The sequence below is a fragment of the Blastococcus litoris genome (assembly GCF_003075095.1).
GTDB classification, from domain to species: domain Bacteria; phylum Actinomycetota; class Actinomycetes; order Mycobacteriales; family Geodermatophilaceae; genus Blastococcus_B; species Blastococcus_B litoris.
Map to the genome: position 1 here is coordinate 129,358 of NZ_QCZF01000002.1, position 21,877 is coordinate 151,234.

22 protein-coding genes are annotated in these 21,877 nt (G+C 74.1%); 12 read left to right on the top strand and 10 right to left on the bottom strand.

The window, feature by feature from the left end; all coding sequences use genetic code 11:
- Positions 1-33: 33 nt before the first annotated feature.
- Positions 34-1,095 carry a DUF4192 domain-containing protein gene (locus DCS98_RS05125; RefSeq protein ID WP_116450299.1) on the top strand — a complete coding sequence of 354 codons (1,062 nt, stop codon included), beginning with the start codon at positions 34-36 and terminating at the stop codon, positions 1,093-1,095.
- Positions 1,096-1,108: 13 nt separating this feature from the next.
- On the opposite strand, the gene DCS98_RS05130 is transcribed toward DCS98_RS05125, so the two are convergent.
- From DCS98_RS05130 to DCS98_RS05140, 3 genes are all read right to left on the bottom strand, one after another.
- The gene (locus DCS98_RS05130; RefSeq protein WP_116450300.1) at positions 1,109-3,181 is read right to left on the bottom strand and encodes a S9 family peptidase; all 2,073 of its coding nucleotides are present in this window, start codon (positions 3,179-3,181) and stop codon (positions 1,109-1,111) included.
- 79 nt (positions 3,182-3,260) lie between these two features.
- Complete coding sequence (locus DCS98_RS05135) at positions 3,261-3,596, bottom strand: hypothetical protein (RefSeq protein ID WP_116450301.1); 336 nt, start codon at positions 3,594-3,596, stop codon at positions 3,261-3,263.
- Between the two features lie 14 nt (positions 3,597-3,610).
- Positions 3,611-4,336: an iron-dependent transcriptional repressor DtxR gene (locus tag DCS98_RS05140; protein ID WP_116450302.1), complete on the bottom strand. Its 726-nt coding sequence runs from the start codon at positions 4,334-4,336 to the stop codon at positions 3,611-3,613.
- 177 nt (positions 4,337-4,513) lie between these two features.
- On the opposite strand from DCS98_RS05140, the gene DCS98_RS05145 reads away from it, so the two are divergent.
- Together DCS98_RS05145 and DCS98_RS05150 are read left to right on the top strand one after the other, a co-directional pair.
- Positions 4,514-5,695, top strand: coding sequence for an acetoin utilization protein AcuC (locus tag DCS98_RS05145; protein ID WP_116450303.1), 1,182 nt, complete (start codon positions 4,514-4,516; stop codon positions 5,693-5,695).
- Positions 5,688-8,399 (top strand): bifunctional acetate--CoA ligase family protein/GNAT family N-acetyltransferase, encoded by a 2,712-nt coding sequence (locus DCS98_RS05150; protein ID WP_241037201.1) that lies wholly within the window; start codon positions 5,688-5,690, stop codon positions 8,397-8,399. Before DCS98_RS05145 ends, DCS98_RS05150 begins: the two co-directional genes overlap by 8 nt.
- 53 nt (positions 8,400-8,452) lie before the next feature.
- Here the strand turns inward: DCS98_RS05150 and sigB are convergent, their stop codons facing one another.
- Together sigB and dtd are read right to left on the bottom strand one after the other, a co-directional pair.
- Positions 8,453-9,439 (bottom strand): RNA polymerase sigma factor SigB, encoded by a 987-nt coding sequence (gene sigB / locus DCS98_RS05155; RefSeq protein ID WP_116450304.1) that lies wholly within the window; start codon positions 9,437-9,439, stop codon positions 8,453-8,455.
- Positions 9,440-9,718: 279 nt separating this feature from the next.
- A complete protein-coding gene (dtd, locus tag DCS98_RS05160) occupies positions 9,719-10,312 on the bottom strand; it encodes a D-aminoacyl-tRNA deacylase (protein ID WP_338070206.1) in 594 nt (197 codons plus the stop codon).
- Here dtd and DCS98_RS05165 point away from each other — a divergent pair.
- From DCS98_RS05165 to DCS98_RS05175, 3 genes are all read left to right on the top strand, one after another.
- Positions 10,218-10,457 carry an STAS domain-containing protein gene (locus tag DCS98_RS05165; protein ID WP_116450306.1) on the top strand — a complete coding sequence of 80 codons (240 nt, stop codon included), beginning with the start codon at positions 10,218-10,220 and terminating at the stop codon, positions 10,455-10,457. The two genes, dtd and DCS98_RS05165, sit on opposite strands and share 95 nt — an antisense overlap.
- Before the next feature lie 126 nt (positions 10,458-10,583).
- Entirely contained in the window at positions 10,584-13,289 is a 2,706-nt protein-coding gene (locus DCS98_RS05170) for an endo-1,4-beta-xylanase (protein WP_116450307.1), read from the top strand.
- 232 nt (positions 13,290-13,521) lie between these two features.
- A complete protein-coding gene (locus tag DCS98_RS05175) occupies positions 13,522-13,857 on the top strand; it encodes an STAS domain-containing protein (RefSeq protein WP_116450308.1) in 336 nt (111 codons plus the stop codon).
- A gap of 22 nt (positions 13,858-13,879) precedes the next feature.
- Here the strand turns inward: DCS98_RS05175 and DCS98_RS05180 are convergent, their stop codons facing one another.
- Complete coding sequence (locus DCS98_RS05180; RefSeq protein ID WP_206340107.1) at positions 13,880-14,485, bottom strand: lysophospholipid acyltransferase family protein; 606 nt, start codon at positions 14,483-14,485, stop codon at positions 13,880-13,882.
- A gap of 250 nt (positions 14,486-14,735) precedes the next feature.
- Here DCS98_RS05180 and trhA point away from each other — a divergent pair, with 250 nt between their 5' ends.
- Both trhA and DCS98_RS05190 read left to right on the top strand, forming a co-directional pair.
- Complete coding sequence (trhA, locus tag DCS98_RS05185; protein ID WP_164704390.1) at positions 14,736-15,392, top strand: PAQR family membrane homeostasis protein TrhA; 657 nt, start codon at positions 14,736-14,738, stop codon at positions 15,390-15,392.
- 127 nt (positions 15,393-15,519) lie between these two features.
- Positions 15,520-15,861, top strand: coding sequence for a lipopolysaccharide assembly protein LapA domain-containing protein (locus DCS98_RS05190; RefSeq protein ID WP_164704392.1), 342 nt, complete (start codon positions 15,520-15,522; stop codon positions 15,859-15,861).
- A 200-nt stretch (positions 15,862-16,061) separates the two neighbouring features.
- Here DCS98_RS05190 and DCS98_RS05195 read toward each other — a convergent pair whose 3' ends face one another.
- Positions 16,062-16,991 (bottom strand): oxygenase MpaB family protein, encoded by a 930-nt coding sequence (locus DCS98_RS05195; protein WP_206340108.1) that lies wholly within the window; start codon positions 16,989-16,991, stop codon positions 16,062-16,064.
- Positions 16,992-17,091: 100 nt separating this feature from the next.
- Here DCS98_RS05195 and DCS98_RS05200 point away from each other — a divergent pair, with 100 nt between their 5' ends.
- The 3 genes from DCS98_RS05200 (at position 17,092) to DCS98_RS05210 (ending at position 18,692) form a co-directional block, all read left to right on the top strand.
- Positions 17,092-17,679 (top strand): HhH-GPD-type base excision DNA repair protein, encoded by a 588-nt coding sequence (locus tag DCS98_RS05200; protein WP_116450312.1) that lies wholly within the window; start codon positions 17,092-17,094, stop codon positions 17,677-17,679.
- 59 nt (positions 17,680-17,738) lie between these two features.
- Entirely contained in the window at positions 17,739-18,176 is a 438-nt protein-coding gene (locus DCS98_RS05205) for an SRPBCC family protein (protein ID WP_116450313.1), read from the top strand.
- Between the two features lie 174 nt (positions 18,177-18,350).
- On the top strand, positions 18,351-18,692 hold the full coding sequence (locus tag DCS98_RS05210; protein ID WP_164704394.1) for a DUF3099 domain-containing protein: 342 nt from the start codon (positions 18,351-18,353) through the stop codon (positions 18,690-18,692).
- 1 nt (position 18,693) lies between these two features.
- Here the strand turns inward: DCS98_RS05210 and DCS98_RS05215 are convergent, their stop codons facing one another.
- Positions 18,694-19,578: a carbohydrate kinase family protein gene (locus DCS98_RS05215; RefSeq protein WP_116450632.1), complete on the bottom strand. Its 885-nt coding sequence runs from the start codon at positions 19,576-19,578 to the stop codon at positions 18,694-18,696.
- Entirely contained in the window at positions 19,575-20,510 is a 936-nt protein-coding gene (locus DCS98_RS05220) for a pseudouridine-5'-phosphate glycosidase (protein ID WP_206340109.1), read from the bottom strand. Before DCS98_RS05220 ends, DCS98_RS05215 begins: the two co-directional genes overlap by 4 nt.
- A 50-nt stretch (positions 20,511-20,560) precedes the next feature.
- Between DCS98_RS05220 and DCS98_RS05225 the strand changes: the two genes are divergently transcribed.
- Positions 20,561-20,791: a DUF3039 domain-containing protein gene (locus DCS98_RS05225; RefSeq protein ID WP_116450314.1), complete on the top strand. Its 231-nt coding sequence runs from the start codon at positions 20,561-20,563 to the stop codon at positions 20,789-20,791.
- Positions 20,792-20,797: 6 nt separating this feature from the next.
- Here DCS98_RS05225 and DCS98_RS05230 read toward each other — a convergent pair whose 3' ends face one another.
- The gene (locus DCS98_RS05230; RefSeq protein WP_116450634.1) at positions 20,798-21,868 is read right to left on the bottom strand and encodes a YihY/virulence factor BrkB family protein; all 1,071 of its coding nucleotides are present in this window, start codon (positions 21,866-21,868) and stop codon (positions 20,798-20,800) included.
- Positions 21,869-21,877 lie beyond the last annotated feature (9 nt).

The following is a 21,877-nucleotide window of genomic DNA, read 5'->3' on the forward strand; positions in this document are numbered from 1 at the left end:
TCCGCGCATCTCGGCGAGCCCAGGGTTCCGGGCATGGATGCCCGAGCCGCCCGCCCTCGTCCCGGACCGATCGACGTCCGGCTCTCCGACCCTGGTGAGCTGGCCGCCGCGGTACCGCACCTGCTCGGCTTCCGGCCGGCCGAGTCGGTGGTCCTGCTCAGCCTCGGCGGCAGGGGCGGGCGGCAGCTCGGTCTGACGCTCCGGGCGGATCTCCCGCCGCCGGTGCACGGGCTGTCGGTGGCCCGGGAGCTGGCCCGCGCGGTGCTCACCGACGACCCGGGTGCGGTCGTGGGCGTGATCGTCTCCGAGGCCGGCGACACCGGGAACGGCCTGCCGCACCGCGCTCTGGTGCGGGACGTGGTCGTCTCCCTGGCCGAGCACGCCGTCCCCGTGCCGCAGCTCCTGCTCGTGCGGGACGGGCGGTGGTGGGACTACGACTGCCCGGCGGCCTGCTGCGCACCCGGTGCGGGGACGCCGCTGCCCGCGGGCGTCAGCGAGCTGGAGGTCGCCGCCGTCGCGACGGGCCTGGTCGTGGAGCGGGACAGGGCCGCGCTGGCCGGCCGGATCGCAGGACCGGGTGGGGACGCAGGCCGGGCGATGGCCGAGGCGTGCGCGCGGGTGGCCGGGGAGTGCGCGGACGCGATCGTGGCCTCCGGCTGGGACGAGGTGGCGGCGCGGTCGTGGGACGCCGTGCTCGACGCGCTGGCACGGTCGCGACCCGGTCCACCGGCGGAAGCGTCCCGGCTGTCGGACCGAGAGGTGGCCCGGCTGCTCTGGGGTCTGCGCGACCGCGCCGTCCGCGACCGAGCGCTGGAGCTGGGCCTCGGCCCGGATGCGGCGGCCGCCGAGCAGCTGTGGGCCGAGTGCACCCGGCGGGCACCGGCGCCGCTGGACGCCGCCCCGGCGACGCTGCTCGCCGTCAGCTGCTGGCTGCGCGGCGACGGCGCGATGGCCGACGTCGCGCTGACCAGGGCGCTCGCCGGCTCACCGGACTACGCGCTGGCCGGTCTCCTCGCGGACGCGCTGCGGGCCTGCGTCCCACCGGCGCAGCTGCGCGGGCTGATCGAGCGCACCGCCGCCGACCGCGCGAGCTGACGGCGTGCCGTGCTCAGAGCAGCTCCGGACGCTCCCACCGCTCGCCCAGGACGTGCTCGGCGAGGAAGGCGAGCACCGTCGAGTACCAGACCTGGCTGTTGCCGGGGGTCAGCACCCAGTGGTTCTCGTCGGGGAAGTACAGGAACTTCGACGGGATGCCGCGCTTCTGCAGGTCGTACCACAGCCGCAGCGCCTCGCCGATGGGCACGCGGTAGTCCTTGTCGCCGTGGATGACCAGCATCGGCGTCCGGATGGCGTCCGCGAAGCGGTGCGGCGAGTTCTGCTCGTAGCGCTTCGGCTCGGCGAGCGGGTCGCCCCACTCCTTCTCCCAGTAGTAGGCCGCGTCGGTCGTGCCGACGAACGAGTCGAGGTCGTAGAGGCTCGCGTGCGTGACGATGGCCCGGAACCGGTCGGTCTGCGTGGCGATCCAGTTCGCCATGTAGCCGCCGAAGGAACCGCCCATCGCGGCCGTCCGGGTCGCGTCGATGTCGGGGCGCTGCTCGGCCGCGTCGACCGCGGCCATCAGATCGGTGAAGGGCGCGCCGCCCCACTCGCCCCAGCCGCGGCGCACGAACTCGCGGCCGAACCCCTGCGACAGCGCCGGGTTGGGCAGCAGCACCGCGTACCCCCGGGCGGCGAGCACCCACGGGCACCAGCGCCACGACCACGAGTTCCAGCTCATCAGCGGCCCGCCGTGGATCCACAGCACCAGCGGTGCCGGGGCGTCCGCCGAGGCGCCCTCGGGCAGGACCAGCCACGACTGCACCCGGGAACCGTCGGCAGCGGTCGCCTCCACCTCGTGGAGGGTGCCCGGCAGCGGACCCGGCGAGCCGGGGCTGGGCAGCACGGGCGGGTCCTGGAGCGGGGCCTCCGGGTCGAGGCGGACCGGGACGGCGGGGGAGTCGTAGGCCGAGCGCAGGGCGTAGAGGGCACTGCCGTCGCGGGCGACCTGGAGGTCGCTGTAGGCGCCGTCGCCGGTCAGGCGGACGGGCTCCCCACCGTCGACGGGGACGCGGAACAGCGCGTGCCGGCCGTCGTCGTCGGCGAGGAAGTAGACCGCCGATCCGTCGGCGCTGAACTGGGGCGCGCTCGGCCACCGGTCGAAGTCCGGCGTGAGGTCGCGCGCGGTCCCGTCGGCCACGTCGACGAGCAGCAGCGTGTAGTCCGGGGGTTCGGCATAGGTCGACAGGGCCTCCCGCACGCAGACCACGGAACTGCCGTCCGGGGAGAAGCGGGCCGCGTAGACGTCGGCCGCCGGGTCGTCGACGAGCGGGCGGGTCCGCCCGTCGTCGGTGCTCGTCAGCACGAGCCGGGTCCGGCGGCCCGCCGGGCCGTCCGGCACGTCCTCGGTGCGGGCGAGCAGCCGGCCGTCGGGGGAGAGGGCGAACTGGTCGCCGGCGCCGCTGGGCGGTCCGGCGTCGGGGGTGAGGTCGCGCAGCCGGACCGGCTCGGCACCGGGCTCGTCGGCGGGCAGCCGCCCGGCCCAGAACAGGTGCGTCGCGGCCGGCCCGAGGTCGTGGTCCCAGAAGCGCACCGGGTAGGCCTCGTGCAGCACCGCGGACACCCCGGCGTCCTTGCGCCGCTTGCGGCGCTCCTCGTCGGCCTCGGCCTCCGAGCCGCCGGGCATCGTGGCCGCCGCGACCACCACGTCGCCGGTGCCGGCCGCGATCCCGACCGCCGAGATGCCGCCGGGGCGGGTGAGCACGAGCCGCGCCTCACCGCCCGCGCCGGGCAGGCTCCAGAGGGCCGGCTTCGGCTCGCCCTCCTCGGCCGCCTCCGGGTCCGGCCGGGCGGAGGTGAACAGCAGCGACCCGTCGGGCGCCCACGTCGGCGAGGACTCGCCGGGGGCGCTGCGGGTCAGCCGCCGGGCGGGGCGTTCGCCGGCCGGGTCGACCTCCCACAGCGCCGACTGCCACTTCGTCCTCTGCGGGTCCAGGGTCTGCACCGAGACCGCGAGCCGCGTGCCGTCCACCGACAACGCCAGCGCGCCGATCCGAGGCAGGGCGACGAACTGCGCCAGGTCCGCGAACGGGCCGGGCCGCCCTTCGGCGGGGGAGTCACCGGTGGCGGGTGCGGTGGGGCTCACCGAGGCCTTCTTTCGGGTGCGCTGGGGGGAGGGTGCTGCTCCGCCACAGTAGTGAGCGCCCCGGCCCGGCCCGACGGGTTCAGGAAGACGGCGGCGTGGCCGACCAGCCCCGCAGGAACGTCCCGGGGTCCAGCCGCTCCAGCTCGTCCCGGATCTGGCCGAGCAGCTCGCCGGCGCGCAGCGGCGGCCCGGCGGGCTCGCGGAGGACCTCGCTCCCGTCGTCGCGGCGGGTCACCACCACGTCGTGCACCGACGGGGAGGGGAGCAGTTCGAGGGAGAGCTCCGACAGGGCCGCGCCGAGGAGCCGGAGGCGCTGGAGCGCCGGCCCGCCGGGACGAGGCCGCAGGTCGGCGAGGAACACGTCGGCGGCGCGGACCGTCCCGTCCGCGCCGCCGTCCGTGCGTGTCCCGGCCATCCCGTCTGCCCGGCTCAGAGCAGCGGAGCGGCCTCGAGCGGGGTGAGCGAGTCGTCGACCGCGCTCACGAACAGGTGGTGGGCCACGCCCACCGGCAGGACCTGGTCGTCCAGGGCCACCGAGCCCTCCACCAGGCGGGCCGTCATCGTCGCGCCGGGGCGGACGCCCTGCTCGGCCAGCAGCCGCAGCAGGTCGGTGTTCTCCTGCAGCTGCTCGCTGATCCGGCGGATCACGACCGGCCGGCCCTCCGCGGTGGCGGTCGTGCTGAGCAGCGTCAGCGAGTCGAGGACCGCCGACGTCTCACCGCCCAGCGTCTCCTCACCGCGCAGCGCCTCGAGGCCCGGGATGGGGTTGCCGAACGGCGACACCGACGGGTTGCCCAGCAGCGTCAGCAGCTTGCGCTCCACCGCCTCGCTCATCACGTGCTCCCAGCGGCAGGCCTCCTCGTGGACGTCGGCGTAGTCCAGCCCGATGACGTCCACGAGCAGGCACTCGGCCAGCCGGTGCTTGCGCATGACGGCGGTGGCGAGCTGGCGGCCCTCGTCGGAGAGCTGCAGGTGCCGGTCGCCCTCCACGCTCAGCAGGCCGTCGCGCTCCATCCGCGCCACGGTCTGGCTGACCGTCGGTCCGCTCTGGTGGAGCCGCTCCGCGATGCGCGCCCGCAGCGGGACGATCCCCTCTTCCTCCAGCTCGAAGATCGTCCGGAGGTACATCTCGGTCGTGTCGATGAGGTCGTTCACAGGTACTCCTCCGTGTCGGCACCGAGTCTACGTGTGAGGGGTGTCCGGGCCGGTCAGCCCGACGGGAGGTCGGGTGGAGGGTCCGGTGATCGGCCACCGGGTAGCGTCCGGGCCAGGGTGTGCGGCGAGGTCCGTGCAGCGGAGTACCTGCCACGGGTGACGTGCTGAGGAGGGACCGTGAGCGACTCGATCGCCGTGGTCTGGGACGACGCGCTCCTGGGCTACACGATGGGCGGGGACCACCCGCTGCACCCCGTCCGGCTCGACCTCACCATGCGGCTGGCCGAGCAGCTCGGCGTGCTCGCCACCGACCGGCTCGAGGTGGTGAGGCCGGCACCGGCCGATGCCGACCTGCTGACGCTCGTCCACGACCCGGCCTACCTCGACGCGGTGCGGCGGGCCCCGTCCGAGCCCGACGTCGGTCACGGGCTCGGCACCGCGGACAACCCGATCTTCGAGGGCATGTACGACGCCGCCGCCCTCATCTCCGGCGGCAGCGTGCTGGCCGCCCAGCGGGTGCACGAGGGCACCGCCCAGCACGCGGTCAACATCTCCGGCGGCCTGCACCACGCCATGCGCGGCAACGCATCCGGCTTCTGCGTGTTCAACGACGCCGCGATCGCGATCGCCTGGCTGCTCGGCAAGGGCTACGAGCGGATCGCCTACGTCGACCTCGACGTCCACCACGGCGACGGCGTCCAGGCGGCCTTCTACGACGACCCGCGGGTGCTCACGGTCAGCATCCACCAGACGCCGCTCACCCTGTTCCCGGGCACCGGCTACCCCGAGGAGACCGGGGACGCCGAGAAGGCGCTGGGCAGCGCCGTGAACCTCGCCCTGCCCAACGGCACCGACGACTCCTCCTGGCTGCGGGCGTTCACCGCGGTGGTCCCCGGCGTGCTGAGGGCCTTCCAGCCGCAGATCCTCGTCACCCAGTGCGGTTGCGACGCCCACCACGAGGACCCGCTGGCCGACCTCGCGCTCACCGTCGACGGCCAGCGCGCCAGCTACAAGGCGATGCACGAGCTGGCGCACCAGCTCTGCGACGGCCGGTGGGTGGTGCTCGGCGGGGGTGGTTACGGGCTGGTGCGCTGCGTCCCGCGCGCCTGGACCCACCTGCTCGCCGAGGTGTCGGGCAGCCCGCTCGACCCGGCGACGGAGATCCCGGAGTCGTGGCGCGAGGACGTCGTCCGCCGCGGTCTGCGGGCGCGCCCGCCCACGCACATGACCGAGGGCGGCTACACCGGCTTCTCCCGCTGGGACACCTTCACCGAGTCCCGCGTCGACCGGGCGATCATGCGCACCCGGCGCGCGGCCTTCCCCTACTTCGGCCTCGACCCGGACGACCCGCGTGACTGAACCGACGACGACCGAGCAGGCGGCCGCGGCCGACGAGCGGCCGATGCCCCCGCCGCACTGGGAGGCCGACATCGTGGCCGCCGACGGCGGCACCGTGCACCTGCGCCCGATCTGCCCCGAGGACGCCGACGGCATCAACGGGCTGATGGAGCGCAGCAGCGACCAGACGCGCTACTACCGGTTCTTCGGGCCGATGAAGCGGCTGTCGGAGAAGGACCTGCACCGGTTCACCCACGTCGACCACGTCGACCGGGTGGCCTTCGTCGTCATGCTCGGCGACCAGATCATCGGCGTCGGCCGCTTCGACCGCTATCCCGGCACCGACGACGCCGAGATCGCCTTCCTCGTCGAGGACGCGCACCAGGGCCGCGGGCTGGGCTCGGTCCTGCTGGAGCACCTGGCCGCCGCAGGCCGGGAGCGCGGGATCAAGAACTTCGTGGCCGAGGTGCTGGCCCAGAACAGCAGGATGGTGCGCGTCTTCCAGGACGCCGGCTACCAGTCGGAGCGGTCCTACGAGGACGGCGTCGTGCACCTGACGTTCCCCATCGAGCAGACCGAGGACGCGCTCGCCGTCGCCTACGAGCGGGAGCAGCGCAGCGAGTCACGCTCCATCGCCCGGCTGCTGCGGCCCTCGTCGGTCGCCGTCGTCGGCGCGAGCAACGACAGCGGCAAGATCGGCAACGCGCTGCTGCGCCACCTGCTCGACTACGGCTTCTCCGGCCCGGTGTACCCGGTCAACCCCGGCGCCCGGCACGTCAACGGCGTCCCCGCCTACGCCGACATCGAGTCCATCCCCGATGACGTGGACCTGGCAGTCCTCGCCGTTCCTGCCGACGAGGTGGCCGGCGTCGTCGAGGCCTGCCGCCGCAAGCAGGTGCGCGGCCTCGTCGTCGTCTCAGGCGGCTTCGGGGAGACCGGCCCGGAGGGGCGGGACGCCGAGCGGAAGCTGGTGGCGGCCGCGCGGGCGTCCGGCATGCGGGTCGTCGGCCCCAACTGCCTCGGCATGGTCAACACCGACCCCGAGGTGCGGCTGAACGCCAGCCTCGCGCCGATGGTGCCCGGGCGCGGCCGGGTCGGGTTCTTCGCGCAGTCCGGGGCGCTGGGTGTGGCGCTGCTCGAGAGCGCGCGCAGCCGCAACCTGGGGCTGTCCACCTTCGTCTCCGCCGGCAACCGGGCCGACGTCAGCGGCAACGACCTGCTGCAGTACTGGGCGACCGACCCCGCGACCGAGGTCGTGCTGCTGCACCTGGAGAGCTTCGGCAACCCCCGCAAGTTCGCCCGGCTGGCCCGCAGCGTCGGCCGCACGAAGCCGGTCGTCGCGGTGAAGAGCGGGCGGCACGTCAACGTCACCCCGGGGCTGGCCGGCACGTCGGTGGCGGTGCCCGAGCAGTCGGTGGCCGCGCTGTTCGCCTCCGCCGGCGTCATCCGGGTCGAGACCGTCGCCCAGATGTTCGACGTCGGCACCCTGCTGGCGCACCAGCCGCTTCCGGAGGGGCCACGGGTCGCCATCGTCGGCAACTCCACCGCGATCGGCGTGCTGGTGGCCGACGCCGTCCTGGAGGAGGGGCTGGCGCTGGCCCACGAGGCTCCCGTGGACATCGGTGTCTCCGGCGGTCCCGAGGAGTTCCGCGCGGCGCTGCAGGCCGCCGTCGACGACGACGCGGTGGACGCCGTCGTCGCCGTGTTCCTGCCGCCGTTGCGGTCGGGCTCGGACCAGTACGGCCCGGCGCTGCGCGAGGTGGCGATGACGTCGGGCAAGCCGATCGTCGCCAGCTTCCTGTCGACCGAGGGCATCCCCGACGAGCTCGCCGTCCTGGACGAGGACGGCATGCCCGCCCGGGGCTCGGTGCCGTCGTACTCGACGCCCGAGCGGGCGGTCATCGCCCTGGCGAAGGTGGCGGAGTACGCGCGCTGGCGGCGTCGTCCGGTCGGCGACCTGCCCGAGCTGCCCGACGTCGACGAGACGTCGGCGCAGGAGCTCGTGCGGACGGTGCTCGCCGAGGACCCCGCCGGCCGGGAGCTCACCGACGACGAGCTGATCGGGCTGCTGGCCGACTACGGCGTCCCGCTGCTGGGCACGCGGACCGTGACCGACGCCGATCAGGCGGTCGTGGCCGCCGAGGAGGTCGGCTACCCGGTGGTGCTCAAGTCGACGGCGCCCTGGCTGAGGCACCGCTCCGACCTGGGCGGCGTCCGGCTCGACCTGACCGACGCCGACGCGGTGCGCGCCGGCTACGCGGCCATCCCGTCCGGGGACCCGGTGATCGTGCAGGAGATGGCCGCGCCAGGCGTGGCCACCGTGGTGGAGATCGTGGACGACCCGTCGTTCGGCGCCCTGGTCAGCTTCGGGCTCGGGGGAGTGGCCACCGACCTGCTGGGCGACCGCGCCTTCCGGACCCTGCCGCTGACCGATCTCGACGCCGCCGAGCTGGTCCGCGCGCCGCGGGCGTTCCCGCTGCTGAACGGCTACCGCGGCTCCGAGCCGGTCGACCTGGCGGCGCTGGAGGACCTGCTGCTGCGGGTGGCGCGCCTGGCCGACGACCTGCCCGAGGTGCTCCGGCTGACGCTCGAGCCGGTGATCGTCGGCCCGCCCCACCCGTGGCACGGCGGGCGTTCGCTCGTGGTCGCCGGTGCACGCGGGCATGTCGGCCCGCCGACCGGCCGCGTCGATCCGGGCCCGCGCCGGATGCGATCGCCGGTCTGAACGGCGAAGAGCCGGGCACCCCGCGGGGTGCCCGGCTCTTCGCGTGCGGCTGACTAGGCCAGGTAGTCGCGCAGGGCGTCGGCGCGCTGCGGATCGCGGAGCTTGGCCATCGTCTCGCGCTCGATCTGGCGCACCCGCTCGCGGGAGAGACCGAACTGCTTGCCGATCTGCTCCAGCGTCCGGGGCTGCGAGCCGTCGAGGCCGAAGCGGAGGACGACGACGTCGCGCTCCCGGTCCTCGAGCGTGTTCAGCACGGTGCGGACGTCGCCCTTCATCATCTGGAAGGCGACCGCGTCCTCGGCCACCGCGGCGTCGGCGTCCTCGATGAAGTCGCCGAGGCGGGACTCCTCGTCGGTGCCGACGGTCTGGTCGAGGCTGACCAGGTCACGGCTGTACTCGAGCAGCTCGGTGATCCGCGCCTCGGGCATGTCCAGCTCGAGGCCCAGCTCCTCGGCGGTGGGCTCCCGCTCCAGCTCCTGGTGCATGCGCCGGCGGGTGCGGACCACCTTGTTGACCTGCTCGGCCAGGTGGACGGGGAGCCGGATCGTGCGACCGGAGTCGGCCATCGCCCGGGTGATGGCCTGCCGGATCCACCAGGTGGCGTACGTCGAGAACTTGAAGCCCTTGGTGTAGTCGAACTTCTCGACCGCGCGGATCAGGCCGACGTTGCCTTCCTGGATGAGGTCCAGGAACGTCATGCCGTGGCCGGTGTAGCGCTTGGCCACCGACACGACCAGCCGGAGGTTGGCCTCCAGGAGGTGCGCCTTGGCGGCCTTGCCGTCGACGGCGAGGATCTTGTAGTCCCGCTTCTTGGCCGGCGACAGGTCCGTCTTCTCGGCGAGCAGGCGGTCGGCGTACAGGCCGGCCTCGATCCGCTTCGCCAGCTCGACCTCCTGCTCGGCGGTGAGCAGCGCGGTCTTGCCGATGGTGTTGAGGTACACGCGCACGAGGTCGGTCGACACCAGGCCGCTGGTGTCGGGCTCGCGGCGGGGCGAGCGCACCTCGAGTGCGTCGTTGGGGGAAGACTGCAGCAGCGTCACGATGGGTCTTCGTCCTTGCCTTCGATTCGGATGCATCCGCTGCGTCGTCGGTGGCGGGTGCGGGCATCCAGGCGTCGAGTGCGGGTGGTTACCGGGTTCTCCGGACCGGTCCCTGTCTCTTCTGTCCGATGTGGTACGCCCTGCACAACGGCCTGCACGGGCCTCCGTGTTCCACGAACCGCCCGTTCACAGCAAACCGACAGGGAGTGCGTTCGGTCACCCCCCGATACCCGGGCGAGCGCCGGTCACTCACCCGGAAACCGCGGCGATGTGATTCGTTCAGACCTCGAGCAGCAGCGTCATGGGGCCCTCGTTCACCGACGACACCTGCATCCTCGCCCCGAACACGCCGGTCGCGACCACGCATCCCCGGCGTCGCAGCTCGGCGCAGACCTCGTCCACCAGCGGCTCGGCCACCTCGCCCGGCGCGGCGTCCTGCCAGGAGGGGCGCCGGCCCTTGCGGGTGTCGGCGTACAGCGTGAACTGGCTGACCACCAGGACGGGAAGGCCCAGGTCGGCCGCCGACACCTCGCCGTCCGCCCCGGGGAAGATCCGCAGCTCGTGGATCTTGCGGGCCAGCGCGCGGGCGGTCGCGACGTCGTCTGCGTGACCCACTCCGACCAGTGACAGCAGTCCTGTCCCGATCTCCCCGACGACCTGGCCATCGACGGTTACAGCCGCTGTATCCACCCTGGTCACCACCGCGCGCACCTGCTCATCCTGCCTGCGCGGGCGTAGCGTCCCTCCCACGAGCCCGCCATGCGGGTGAGGGGGTGTCATGGACGCGCATCCGGGCGTCGCCACCCGCTTCACCGCCCACGGGCGGGAACGCCCAGCGGTCGACGCGATCGATGCCGGCACCGTGACGTTCATCAGCTCGTCCGGTCTCGCGCTGCTCCTGCTGGTGGCCGAGGCATCCGTCGCGGCACGTCGTCGTCCGGTGCTACGGGAGGCGTCGTCGCAGGTGGAGCACGCGCTGGAGCTGGCCGGGATCGGCTCGGTCTTCCCGCGCCCCTGAGGCGTGAGGGCCGGCCACTTTTCGAAAACGTTGACCTACGCAGTGTGATGGCCTTCACTGCGTGGAAATCGTTATCGAAGTCGCGCCCAGACGGCTTCGGACGGCTCACACCACACGGGGAAGATCATGAGACGACGTCGTCCCGCCGCCCTGGTCCCGGTGCTCGGCCTCGCCGCGGGGGTGGCCGTGCTGGCCGCCCCGCCGGCCACCGCCGCACCGGCCACGGTGCACCAGACGAGCTTCGAGGACGGGAACGGCGGCTGGTTCGGCCGCGGTGGATCCCAGGCCGCCGTGACCAGCGAGACCGCCCGCACGGGGACGCAGAGCTTCGCCGTGACCGGCCGCACGCAGACCTGGGAAGGGCCCGGGCTCGACCTGGACGCGGTCGCCGCCCCGGGCACCTACGACGTCGCGGCCTGGGTCAGGCTGCCGGCCGGATCGGGCACCGACCAGGTCACCATGACGGTCGCCCACGGCGGCCAGTACGACTCGGTCGCCTACCAGGTCGCCGTCAGCGACAGCGGCTGGACGCAGGTGGGCGGGTCGTACACCTTCGGCGCGGGGACGGACTTCGAGCTCTACCTCGAGAGCCCCGACGCCACCCAGAGCTTCTTCGTCGACGACGTGACGATCGTCGGGGAGGCCGCGCCGACCCAGCCGGGCGCCCTCCAGCCGGTCAGCAGCGACTTCGAGAGCGGCACGCAGGGCTGGGGCCCGCGCGGAGACGCGCTGGTGACCGTCACGACCTCCGACGCCCACGGCGGCGCGCAGAGCCTGCTCAGCACCAACCGCCTGCAGTCGTGGCAGGGCCCGAGCCTCGACATCACCACGAGCCTCGCGGTCGGCAGGACCGTCCAGATCTCGCTGTGGGCGAAGCTGGCACCCGGCCAGGCGGTGACCTCGGCGTCCCTGAACGCGACCATCCAGCGCGACCGCGGCACCGCCCAGAACTACGACGGCGTCCCGGGTGCGAGCGCCGTGGTCACCTCGGACGCCTGGACCCAGCTGACGGGCCGGTACACGCTGGGCGCCCCGATCGACACGGCGCAGCTCTACGTCGAGGGTGCGGCGAACGTCAGCTTCCTCATCGACGACGTCACCGTCGCCGAGTTCGCCGAGACGCCGATCCAGGACGTGCCCGGCCTGAAGGACGTCCTCGGCGCGCAGGGCTTCGAGCACGTCGGTGTCGCCATCGACTCCCGCGAGACCGTCGGCCGGGCGTCGCAGCTCCTGCAGAAGCACTTCAACGCCTTCACGCCGGAGAACGACGGCAAGCCGGCCGAGATCCAGCCCACCGAGGGCACCTTCACCTTCGGTGACCTCGACGCCCTGCTCGACTACGCCGACGCCACCGGCGTGCAGGTGTACGGGCATGTGCTCGCCTGGCACTCGCAGACCCCGGACTGGTTCTTCAAGGACGGCACCCGGGACCTGACGAGCAGCCCGGCCGACCAGGCCCTGCTGCGCAGCCGCATGGAGGCGCACATCAAGGCCATCGCCGATCACGTGCACGCGCGCTACCCGGACGGCGACAGCCCGATCTGGGCGTGGGACGTCGTCAACGAGGTGATCAACGACAGCGACAACGCCAACCCGCACGACATGCGCGACAGCCGCTGGTTCCAGGTGCTCGGCGAGCAGTTCGTGGACACGGCCTTCCGCCTCGCCGACCGGTACTTCCCGGAGGCGGAGCTGTTCATCAACGACTACAACACCGAGATGCCCACCAAGCGGGCCGACTACCTCGAGCTGATCGCTGCGCTGCAGCAGCGCGGCGTGCCGATCGACGGCGTGGGCCACCAGGCCCACATGGACTTCGCCCGCCCGGTGGAGTGGCTCGACGCCTCGCTCGACGCCGTCGAGGCGCTCGACCCCGACCTGCTCCAGGTGATCACCGAGCTGGACATCAGCACCTCGGCCGAGAACTACGGCGCCGACGTGAGCGGTGGCACCACGCCGCAGCACCGGCCCGGGATGACCGACCAGGACGCGGCGGAGACGGAGAACGGCTACTACTACCGCGACCTGTTCGCCATGCTGCGCACCCACTCCGGTTCGATCGAGTCGGTGACCTTCTGGGGCATCAGCAACGCCCGCAGCTGGCTGCGGACGTGGCCGGCCGCCCGGCCGTGGGAGGCACCGCTGCCCTTCGACGACGACCTGCAGGTCACGCCGGCCTACTGGGGCATCGTCGACCCGACGGAGCTCGACCCGCGCCCGGCCGACCAGCTGGCCCCGCGCGTCGCCGGCCACGACGACGTCGCCGCTGCCTCGACGAGCGTCAACGGTGCGAAGGTCTCGTACGACGTCGTCGCCGGTGACACTCGGGACGGCGCGGTGCCCGCGACCTGCACGCCGCCGTCGGGTGCGCAGTTCCCGATCGGCACGACCGAGGTCACCTGCACCGCGACCGACGCGGCGGGCAACACGTCCAACCCGATGACCTTCGACGTCGTGGTCACCCCGCCGGCGACGACGACGAAGCTCTACCAGGAGATCAACGACGGCCGGACGGTCCGGGCCAAGGTCCGGCAGCCGCAGCTCGTGCTGGTCGAGTTCGGCAACGCCGGGCGCGGCACGCTCGTGGGCCGGACGCTCGACCACGGTTGCGCCCGGACCGGAGGCTCGGCAGCGACGGTCCAGTCGGTGCAGCTCCTGGAGGTGCTCGCCCGCCTGCGGAACTACTCCGCCAGGCAGAGCGGCCTCCTCGCCCTGTGGGTCACGCCCACGCAGGCGGGGACGGCGACGTTCAGCTGCGCGCTGTCGATGACCGACGGCTTCGGGGCGCCCGTGAGCGCCACGACCACCGTCACCATCGACGTCCGCCGCTGAGCCCGCGGTCCGGCGTCCGCCCCGCCCTGCCCGGGGCGGGCGCCGGACCGGGGGTGGTCGCGCCTGGCCGGCGCACGGGAACCGGCTCCCGTGCGCCGGCCTCGGTCCCGCTCGACGGGGTGCACCCGCGCAGGCCTGCGGCGTAACGTCCAGGCCACGAACCCTGGTGCGAACCGGATGCCGGCGGCTTCCTCCTCCCCGTCGGAGACGGTGGACGGGTGAGGGAGCGCCCATGGACGCGGATCAGGCCCTTCGGCCGGCCGCCGGGGCCGTCACGATCGAGTTCGAGGAACCGGATCGGGCCGTGCTGTGCCTGCGTGGGGACGTCGACACCGGCGTCGCGACGCGGTTCGCGACCGCGCGGAGGCGGGACCGGGTCGTGGTCGACGCCATCGACGCGGGTGCCGTGAGCTTCATCAGCTCCTCCGGTCTCGCCCTCATGCTGATGTGCGCCGAGGCGTCGGCCGCCGCCGGACGGCACCCCGTGCTGCTCGCGGCCTCGCACCAGGTCGAGCGGGCGCTGCAGCTCGCCGGCATCGACGGCCTCTTCGCGCGCCCGGCCGGCTAGCGCCCGACGCGTCGTGCCCGCCTCACCGGGAACCGGGGACAGGAGCCCGGAGCCGGATCTCGGCCAGGACCCGCTCGGCGAGCTCGCCGGGGGACCCGCCCGACCGGCCGGCCCCCTCGGCCGGGACGAAGAAGCACACCTCCAGCCGCGGTCGCCGCGGGAACCGCACGATGTCGGCGGTTCCGGTGACCGCGGCGCACACGAGCCGGGCCTCCGGGACCGCCAGCGCCAGTCGTCCGGCGCCGCTGCGCGCGCGGAGGCGGCGCCCCCGCGACACGGTGCCCTCGGGGAAGACCCCGATGCAGGCGCCCCCGGCCAGCTCGGTGACGGCCAGGGCGATCGCACCCGCGTCGCCCTGCCCGCGGTCGATCGGTATCTGCCCCATCGCGTCGAGCACCCGACCGAGCACCGGGTGCGCCCACAGGGAACTCCGCGCCAGCGCGCGGATCTGCCGCCGGCGACGGGCGGCCGCCGCGACGACGAGCGGGTCCCACGCGCTGTCATGGTTGGCCACGAGCAGCGTCGGTCCGGACGAGGGCAGCACCTCGGCTCCCACCACCCGGAGCCGCCCCCAGGCGTGCAGCACCGGCCAGACGGCCGCCACCACGGCCCGGTAGGTGCGCGGCACGCCTTCGGCGGTCGGGGGACGGCGGCGTGCGCCACGACCTGGACGCCACGCCGTCATGGCCGGCAGCATGCCGTGGCCGTCGCCGGTGCAATACGGTCGCCGGCCAGGGAGGGGCGTGACCATGGGCCCAGGTGAGGGACGACGTGCGCTGCCCCGACCCGGGCCCGGCACGCCCGCTCCGGCGATGCGGCAACCGCGTCGCGCGACCCCCGGTCCACCGCCCCCGCGCCCACCGACCCACGGCACCGCGGTGCACTTCGACGCCCGGCGCGGGGTGCACTACGACAAGCCCCTGATGCGCGGCTGGCTGCACCTGGTCTGGTTCGAGGCCTCGCTCGTCGTGGGGACCCTGCTCGTGGTCGCTGCCCAGGGCGCCCGGCAGGTGGTCGGCGTCGCGATCTACGGCGGCTGCGTCAGCGCGCTCTTCGGCGTGAGCGCCCTGTACCACCGGGGGCGCTGGGGCCGGCTCACCGACGGCATCCTGCAGCGGGCCGACCACGTGATGATCTTCCTGCTGATCGCCGGAACGGCCACCCCGGTGTTCCTCCTCGCCGTCCCCGGTGCCTACGGGCTGGTGTGCCTGGTCGTCCTGTGGTCGCTCACGGCGGTGGGGATCGCCGTCCACCTGGCCCGCATGGACGCGCCCGAGTGGCTCGTCGGGGGAGTGTTCATCGGGCTGGGGGTCGCGAACGTCGCCGCGCTGCCCGCCCTGTGGACCAACGCCGGCGTCGCCCCCGCGGTCCTGGTGATCGCGGGTGGGCTGCTCTACATCGCCGGGGCCGTGTCCTACCACTTCCGCCGCCCCGACCCGTTCCCGGCGGTGTTCGGGTACCACGAGGTCTTCCACGCCTTCGTCTGCGCCGCCGCCACCTGCCACTACGTCGCGATCGCGCTGCTCGTCAGGTGAGCCGCCGGGGCGGGGGGAAGCGTCCCGCCGAGAAGCCGCTCAGCGCCCCGAGATGCGCGTAGCGTGGGGATCGACGCCATTCCGGCGCCCAGCCCCTCCGCTGGCGGAGGGAGATCGGCGGTCCCTGATGGGACCCATCCAGGCACCCGCGCCCACCGGCACCCCCGCTCTCGTCGAGCCCGGAGCGCCCTCGACCACCACGACTCCTCCCCGTCCGGCGGAGACCTCGCGCCCGCAGCGGCACCTGTGGCTCGGGCTGATCCCGGGGATGGTCGCGTTGCTGATCATGCTCGTGTTCATCTTCCAGAACCTGCGGGAGACCACCGTCAGCTTCCTCGGCTTCGCCGGCGGCGCACCGCTGGGGCTGCTCCTGGTGGCCGCCGCGCTGCTGGGCGGTGTGGTCGTGTTCGGTTTCGGTTCCGTGCGGATCGTCCAGCTGCGCAGGCGCGGTCGGGGACGTCGGCCGTGACCACGATCCGGACCACCCGCCGGCCGCGCTCCGCCCCGTCGCCGGCCGTGCCGTCCAGCCGCCGTAGGCGGGTCGTGGCCCGCGACAGGAGCACCCCTGATCGCGGGGAACCGGACGCGATCGCGGTGTGGAACTGGGAGGGCGGCGCCGCGCCTCCGTGACCCTGGTGCCCCAGGCGCTCCTTGCCCGGCACGGTGCGGTCAGGCGGCCCACTCCGGCGCCGGGCCCAGCCCGACCCGCCACCGGGCAGCCTGCTCCGAGGGGCTGGACCCGCCCAGCGCCACGCTCATCGCCCGGAGCTGCACCCGGCACACGGCGAGCCGGCCGCGGTCCTGCAGGTCACGGCGGGCCCGGCCCGGCAGGCCTGCCAGCGGGGCGATGGTGGGGGACACCAGGACCGCGGCTGCGCCGGACAGGCCCGCGTAGACGACTCGCTCCGGAGGGCCGAGCCCGGGCGGGGCGGAGAGGAAGGACAGCAGGTCCGCAGGGACCGGCTCGAGCAGCGGGGCGTACTCCGCCAGGGCCTCGGCCAGTTCGGACTCCGAGGTGGGGAGGTCGACCGCCCCGAGCGCCTCGGCGCTGCGTGCCCACTCCTTGACGTAGGCGTCGCCCCAGCGGGGTCCGAAGCGGCCCATGTCCCGGCCGACGGCCGCCTGGGCGGCGAGGAACGCGTCGGTGAAGGCCAGGTGGACCCAGCGCAGCAGGTCCGGGTCGCCGGCCGAGTAGGCGCGCCCGTCGTCGGTCGTGCCGCGGACCCGGCGGTGCATGCCGCGGACCCGGGCGGCCTCGCGCTCGGCCAGCTCGGCGGAGCCGAACGTGCTGACCACCAGCCAGCGCGCCGTACCCGCCAGCCGTTTCCACGGGTCCTCGCGGTAGGCCGAGTGCCGTTGCACCCCGGCCAGCGCCAGCGGGTGCGCACCCTGACCGAGGAGCGCCGCCACACCCCCGACCAGCGTGGACAGGTCGCCGTGCACCCGCCACACGACGCCGTCCGGCTCGAACCACCCCGGGCCCGTGCCGACCAGCGCGATGTCGCGCACCCAGGCCGGGGCGCCGGTCGGGTCGCCGGAGACCCGGGCGCGGAACGCCGTCCGGACGCGGTCGGGGAGGGAGGAGAGCGCGGGGGCCACGTCCGTCATCGTCGGCGTCGCCCGTCGATCCGGCAGATCGAGCACGGGCACCGCCCGCCCGGTGCGGTCGGTGGCCTCGCCTTCCGGCACCATCTGCGGTGTGCCGACCCTCCGCATCGCCCAGGACCCCGCGGCCGACGACCTCCTCGGCCGCGACCCGCTCGCGCTGCTGATCGGGATGCTGCTGGACCAGCAGTTCCCGATGGAGCGCGCCTTCGGCGCTCCGCGGCTGCTCGCCGACCGCCTCGGGGTCGACCGGCTGGACGCCGCGCAGCTGGCGGAGATGGACGCCGACGAGCTGACCCGGGTCTTCCAGGGCCCGCCCGCGCTGCACCGCTACCCCGGGTCGATGGCCGGCCGCGCCCAGGAGCTCTGCCGGCTGCTGGTCGAGCGGTACGACGGCCGCGCCGAGGGACTGTGGGCCGACGGTCCGGACGGGGCCACGCTGCTGAAGCGGCTGAACGAACTGCCGGGCTTCGGGGCCCAGAAGTCGAAGATCTTCCTCGCGCTGCTCGGCAAGCAGTACGGCGTCGAGGCCGCGGGGTGGCGCAAGGCCGCCGGCGACTACGGGCAGGAGGGTTCGCGCCGCTCGGTCGCCGACATCACCGGGCCCGAGAGCCTGGCGGAGGTGCGTGCGTTCAAGCAGGAGCAGAAGGCGGCCGCGAAGAAGGCCCGCACCGCCGGCTGACCCCCGGCCGGCGGCTCCGGACTGCACGCCGGGCCACGACCCCGGAGCATGCTGAGGTCATGGAGGTCGACGTCGCCGTGGAGGCGGTCATCCCGTACTCGCGCGAGGTCGTGGCGTCCTTCGCCGGCGACCCCAGCAACGCGCCGCAGTGGTACGCCGACATCGTGTCGGTGAGCTGGCACACCCGGCCACCGGTGGCGGTCGGTTCCCGCATGGACTTCGAGGCCCGTTTCCTGGGGCGGCGGCTGCGCTACACCTACGAGGTGGTCGAGCTCGAGCCCGGCGAGCGGCTGGTGATGCGCACCGCCGACGGGCCCTTCCCGATGGAGACCACCTACACCTGGGAGTCGGTCCCCGACGGGACCCGGATGCGGCTGCGCAACCGGGGCGCGCCGACCGGCTTCGCGAGGATCGGGGCGCCGGTGATGGCGAAGGCGATGAAGAGCGCGATGGTGAAGGACCTGGCTCGTCTCACCGAGCGCCTCGAGCAGCGCTGAGACGCCCGTGGCCGCGGTCGGCCGTGTCCGCGGGAACCCGGCGGGGGTGCGCGGCCCGAGCAGAAGAACTCGGTGAAGAAGGCCCCGGGCAGCAGCGTCGGGCGGAGGACGGTGGCACGATGGGTTGTGCACCGCGCAGTCCCGGGGAGCCTCCGGGGCGCGGCCCCTGGAGGGATGGAGCCCGTGGCCTCGAGCCAGCAGTTCCCGCGTCACAGCCGGCCCGAACCGGTGCTCATCACGGAGGCCGAGCCGAGCCTGGGGGAGCAGCACGCGTTCCGGAAGAAGCGCTACGCCATCACGATGGGCATCCGTGTCGTCTTCATCGTGCTCGCGGCGAGCTTCTACCAGATCGTCTGGCTGATGCTGATCTTCGCCGTGCTGGGCACCGTCCTGCCGTGGATCGCCGTCGTCATGGCCAACGACCGCCCGCCGAAGAAGAAGCTGCACGTCAACCGCTACGACGCCCGCCCCGACCGCGTGCTGGAGAGCCGGCCCACCCGCATCATCGACGGCTGACTCACCGCGCCCCGGGCCGGCGCACCACCTCGGCGGCCAGGGCCAGGCCCGCGTCGAGCAAGTCGCCCGGGTCGCCGTCCGGCGCTCGCAGCCAGGCGGCGAGCAGGCCGGCGGCGAAGGCGTCGCCCGCGCCCGTGGTGTCGACGACGTCCGTCGGGTGGGCCGGCCGGTGCAGCAGCGCGTCGCCGGACGCCCACAGCGCGCCGTCGGCCCCGAGGCTGACCGCGACGATCCGGTGCGCCCGTGCCAGCACCCGGGCCGCAGCCTCGGCGTCCGCGCACCCGGTGAGCAGGAGCGCCTCGTCGGCGTTCGGCAGCAGCAGGGTGGCGCCGCCGGTGTCGGCCAGCCAGCGCTCGACGCCGTAGCGGGTCAGGGGGCCGGTGGAGGCCGGGTCGAGCGACACGGTGCAGCCGGCGTCGAGGGCAGCCCGGAGCGCGGCCAGCCCGGCGACCCGCGGTCCCTCGTCCAGCAGCGTGTAGCCGGACAGGTGCAGGTGCTGCCCCGGGAGCAGGGTGGGCGCGTCGTCGGGCCGCAGCAGCAGGTTGGCCCCGCGGTCGGCCAGCATGCTGCGCTGCCCGCCGGGCTCGACGAGGCTGACGATCGTGCCGGTGGCTTCCCCGGGAACGGTCCGGAGCCGCAGCCCGACACCGGCCGCGGACAGCTCGGCGGCCAGCCCCGCGCCCGGGGCGTCGTCCCCGACGCACCCCGCGAGCGTCACGGGCGTGCCCAGTCGGGCCAGGTGAGCCGCCACGTTCGCCCCGGCCCCGCCGCCACGGCTGCGGATCGCCGCCGGGCGGTCCGACCCGGGAGCCGGTTCCCCGGACAGGACCACGACGACGTCGGTGGCGACGTCCCCGACGACGACGACGCGGGGACCGCCGCTCAGCGGGTCACCTCGGCCAGCTCGGCGGCGATCCGCCCCGCGAGCTCGGCGTTGCGCAGCACCAGCCGCACGTTGACGGCGAGGGTGGCCCCCTCGCTGGCCCGGTGCAGGTGGTCCAGGACGAACGGGGTGACGTCCTTGCCGCGCACACCGGCCTCCTCGGCCGCGGCGAGGGCGCCGGCGATGACCCGGTCGTGCAGGTCGGGGTCGAGCTGCTCGTCCAGCGGCAGCGGGTTGGCCACGACGACGGCTCCCGGTGCGAGCTCGCGCCGGGCAGCGAACACGCGGGCGGCGGCCGCGGCGTCGTCCACCGACCAGTCGAGCGTCGAGCCCGAGTCGGCGACGTAGAAGCCGGGGAAGGTCGTCGTCCGGTAGCCGACGACCGTCACCGACAGCGACTCCAGCCGCTCCAGGGTGGCCGGCACGTCGAGGATCGACTTCACGCCGGCGCACACCACGACCAGCGAGGTCCGCGACAGCGCCGTCAGGTCGGCGGACTCGTCGAAGGTGTCGACTGCCTGCCGGTGCACCCCGCCCAGGCCACCCGTGGCGAACACCCCGATGCCGGCGGCCGCGGCCAGCAGGGCGGTGCTCGAGACGGTGGTGGCACCGCTGAGGCCGAGCGCCGAGGCGACCGACAGGTCTCGGACGCCCAGCTTGGCCAGGTCCGGGTCGGCGCACACGCGGTCGACCTCGGCGGCGGTCAGCCCCACGTGCGGGACGCCGTCCAGCACCGCGATCGTGGCGGGCACCGCGCCGCCGGCGCGCACGGCGCCCTCGACGTCGTCGGCCGCGGCGCGGTTCTCCGGGCGGGGCAGCCCGTGGGCCAGGAGGGTGCTCTCCAGCGCGACGACGGGCCGGCCGGCGCTCAGGGCGTCGGCCACCTCGGGTGACAGGACGGTGCCGGCGGGAAGATCACGGGTCGGGGGATGCACCCTGTCATCATGGTGGGCGCACCGAAGCGGCCGAGCAGGGGAGTGGACCCATGAGCAGCAGCGACATCCTCGAGCGGCCGGACGTCCGCGACGCCGACACCGGCAACGCCAACGAGGTCTTCCACTACGTCCGGAAGAACAAGATCGCCGAGAGCGCGGTCATGGGCACCATGGTCGAGGCCCTGTGCGGTGAGGTCTTCCCGGTCACGAAGAGCCCCAAGCCCGGCAGCCCCGTGTGCCCGGCCTGCAAGGAGATCTACGAGCAGCTCAAGAAGGACTGAGCCGGCTCAGAGCAGGCCGAGGCGGCGGGCCTCTGCCTGCAGCTTCGCCTCGCGGCGTTCCCGGCGACGGCGGTCGTGCCGCCGCAGCGGGGCCGGCCAGCGTGCCTGGATGGTGGCGTTGAGCTCGGCGCCCAGCAGCACGGCCATGCCGAAGAAGAAGCAGAAGAGCAGCGCGCCGATCGGCGCCGCCAGCGCGCCGTAGGGCAGCGCGGTGATGAGGATGTCGCCCACGTAGGCCCGGAGCACCAGCGCGGCGACGAGGAAGAAGGCCAGGGCCAGCACGGTCCCGGGCAGGTGTCGCCGCCACGGCAGCCGGTTGGGCAGCACCACGTGGTAGAAGCTCGTGAGCGCCAGCAGCAGGCCGATGATCACCACCGGCCAGTAGACGGCGTTGACCAGCACCATGCCGGTGTCCCGCCAGTCCTGGGGCAGCAGCCCGACGAGGACCTCGCGGCCCAGCACCAGCAGCGGCAGCGTCAGCACCGCCATGAACATGCCGACGACGAACAGCCAGAGGGCCTTGAGCCGGGTGCGGATCGGGCCGCGGACGTCGCGCTGGTCGTAGGCGATCACGATCGTGTTCATGAAGGTCGCCGTCGCCGACGACCCCGCCCACAGCGCCAGCAGGAAGCCGAGGCTGAGCAGGTCGAGCCGGCCCGAGCCGAGGATGTCCGACAGCGTGGGCGCCACCAGGTCGTCGACGACGTCGGAGGTGAGGACCTGCGCCGACGCGGTGAGCAGCTGGTCCTCGATCTGGCGGACCGCGTCGCCGCCGATCAGCGATCCGAGGTAGCCCAGCGATCCCAGCAGCCCGATCAGCAGCGGCGGCACGGACAGGATCTGCCAGAACGCCGCCTCCGCCGACAGCCCCAGGATCCGGTCCTGCCACGCCTTGGCGAGCGTGCGGCCGAGCACCTGCAGGGGCACCCGCACGGGCGACGGCCAGCCGTGCAGGCGACCGCCGGAGGGCTCGTCGTCCTCGCCGTCGACCGGTGGAGCACCGGCCGGGGCCGTCGTCGGCGCCGGCTCCGGGTCCCCGGCGCGGGTCGGGGACCCGCTGGGCAGGACGGTGCTCACCAGCCCAGT

What these genes read in the sequence shown, in the direction of transcription:
- DCS98_RS05205 (WP_116450313.1), top strand. Translation starts at nt 17,739, where the DNA reads ATGGAGGTCGACGTCGCCGTGGAGGCGGTCATCCCGTACTCGCGCGAG.
- DCS98_RS05170 (WP_116450307.1), top strand. Translation starts at nt 10,584, where the DNA reads ATGAGACGACGTCGTCCCGCCGCCCTGGTCCCGGTGCTCGGCCTCGCC.
- DCS98_RS05175 (WP_116450308.1), top strand. Translation starts at nt 13,522, where the DNA reads ATGGACGCGGATCAGGCCCTTCGGCCGGCCGCCGGGGCCGTCACGATC.
- DCS98_RS05190 (WP_164704392.1), top strand. Translation starts at nt 15,520, where the DNA reads ATGGGACCCATCCAGGCACCCGCGCCCACCGGCACCCCCGCTCTCGTC.
- DCS98_RS05135 (WP_116450301.1), bottom strand. Translation starts at nt 3,596, where the DNA reads ATGGCCGGGACACGCACGGACGGCGGCGCGGACGGGACGGTCCGCGCC.
- DCS98_RS05125 (WP_116450299.1), top strand. Translation starts at nt 34, where the DNA reads ATGGATGCCCGAGCCGCCCGCCCTCGTCCCGGACCGATCGACGTCCGG.
- DCS98_RS05165 (WP_116450306.1), top strand. Translation starts at nt 10,218, where the DNA reads ATGGACGCGCATCCGGGCGTCGCCACCCGCTTCACCGCCCACGGGCGG.
- DCS98_RS05225 (WP_116450314.1), top strand. Translation starts at nt 20,561, where the DNA reads ATGAGCAGCAGCGACATCCTCGAGCGGCCGGACGTCCGCGACGCCGAC.
- DCS98_RS05210 (WP_164704394.1), top strand. Translation starts at nt 18,351, where the DNA reads ATGGAGCCCGTGGCCTCGAGCCAGCAGTTCCCGCGTCACAGCCGGCCC.
- dtd (WP_338070206.1), bottom strand. Translation starts at nt 10,312, where the DNA reads ATGAACGTCACGGTGCCGGCATCGATCGCGTCGACCGCTGGGCGTTCC.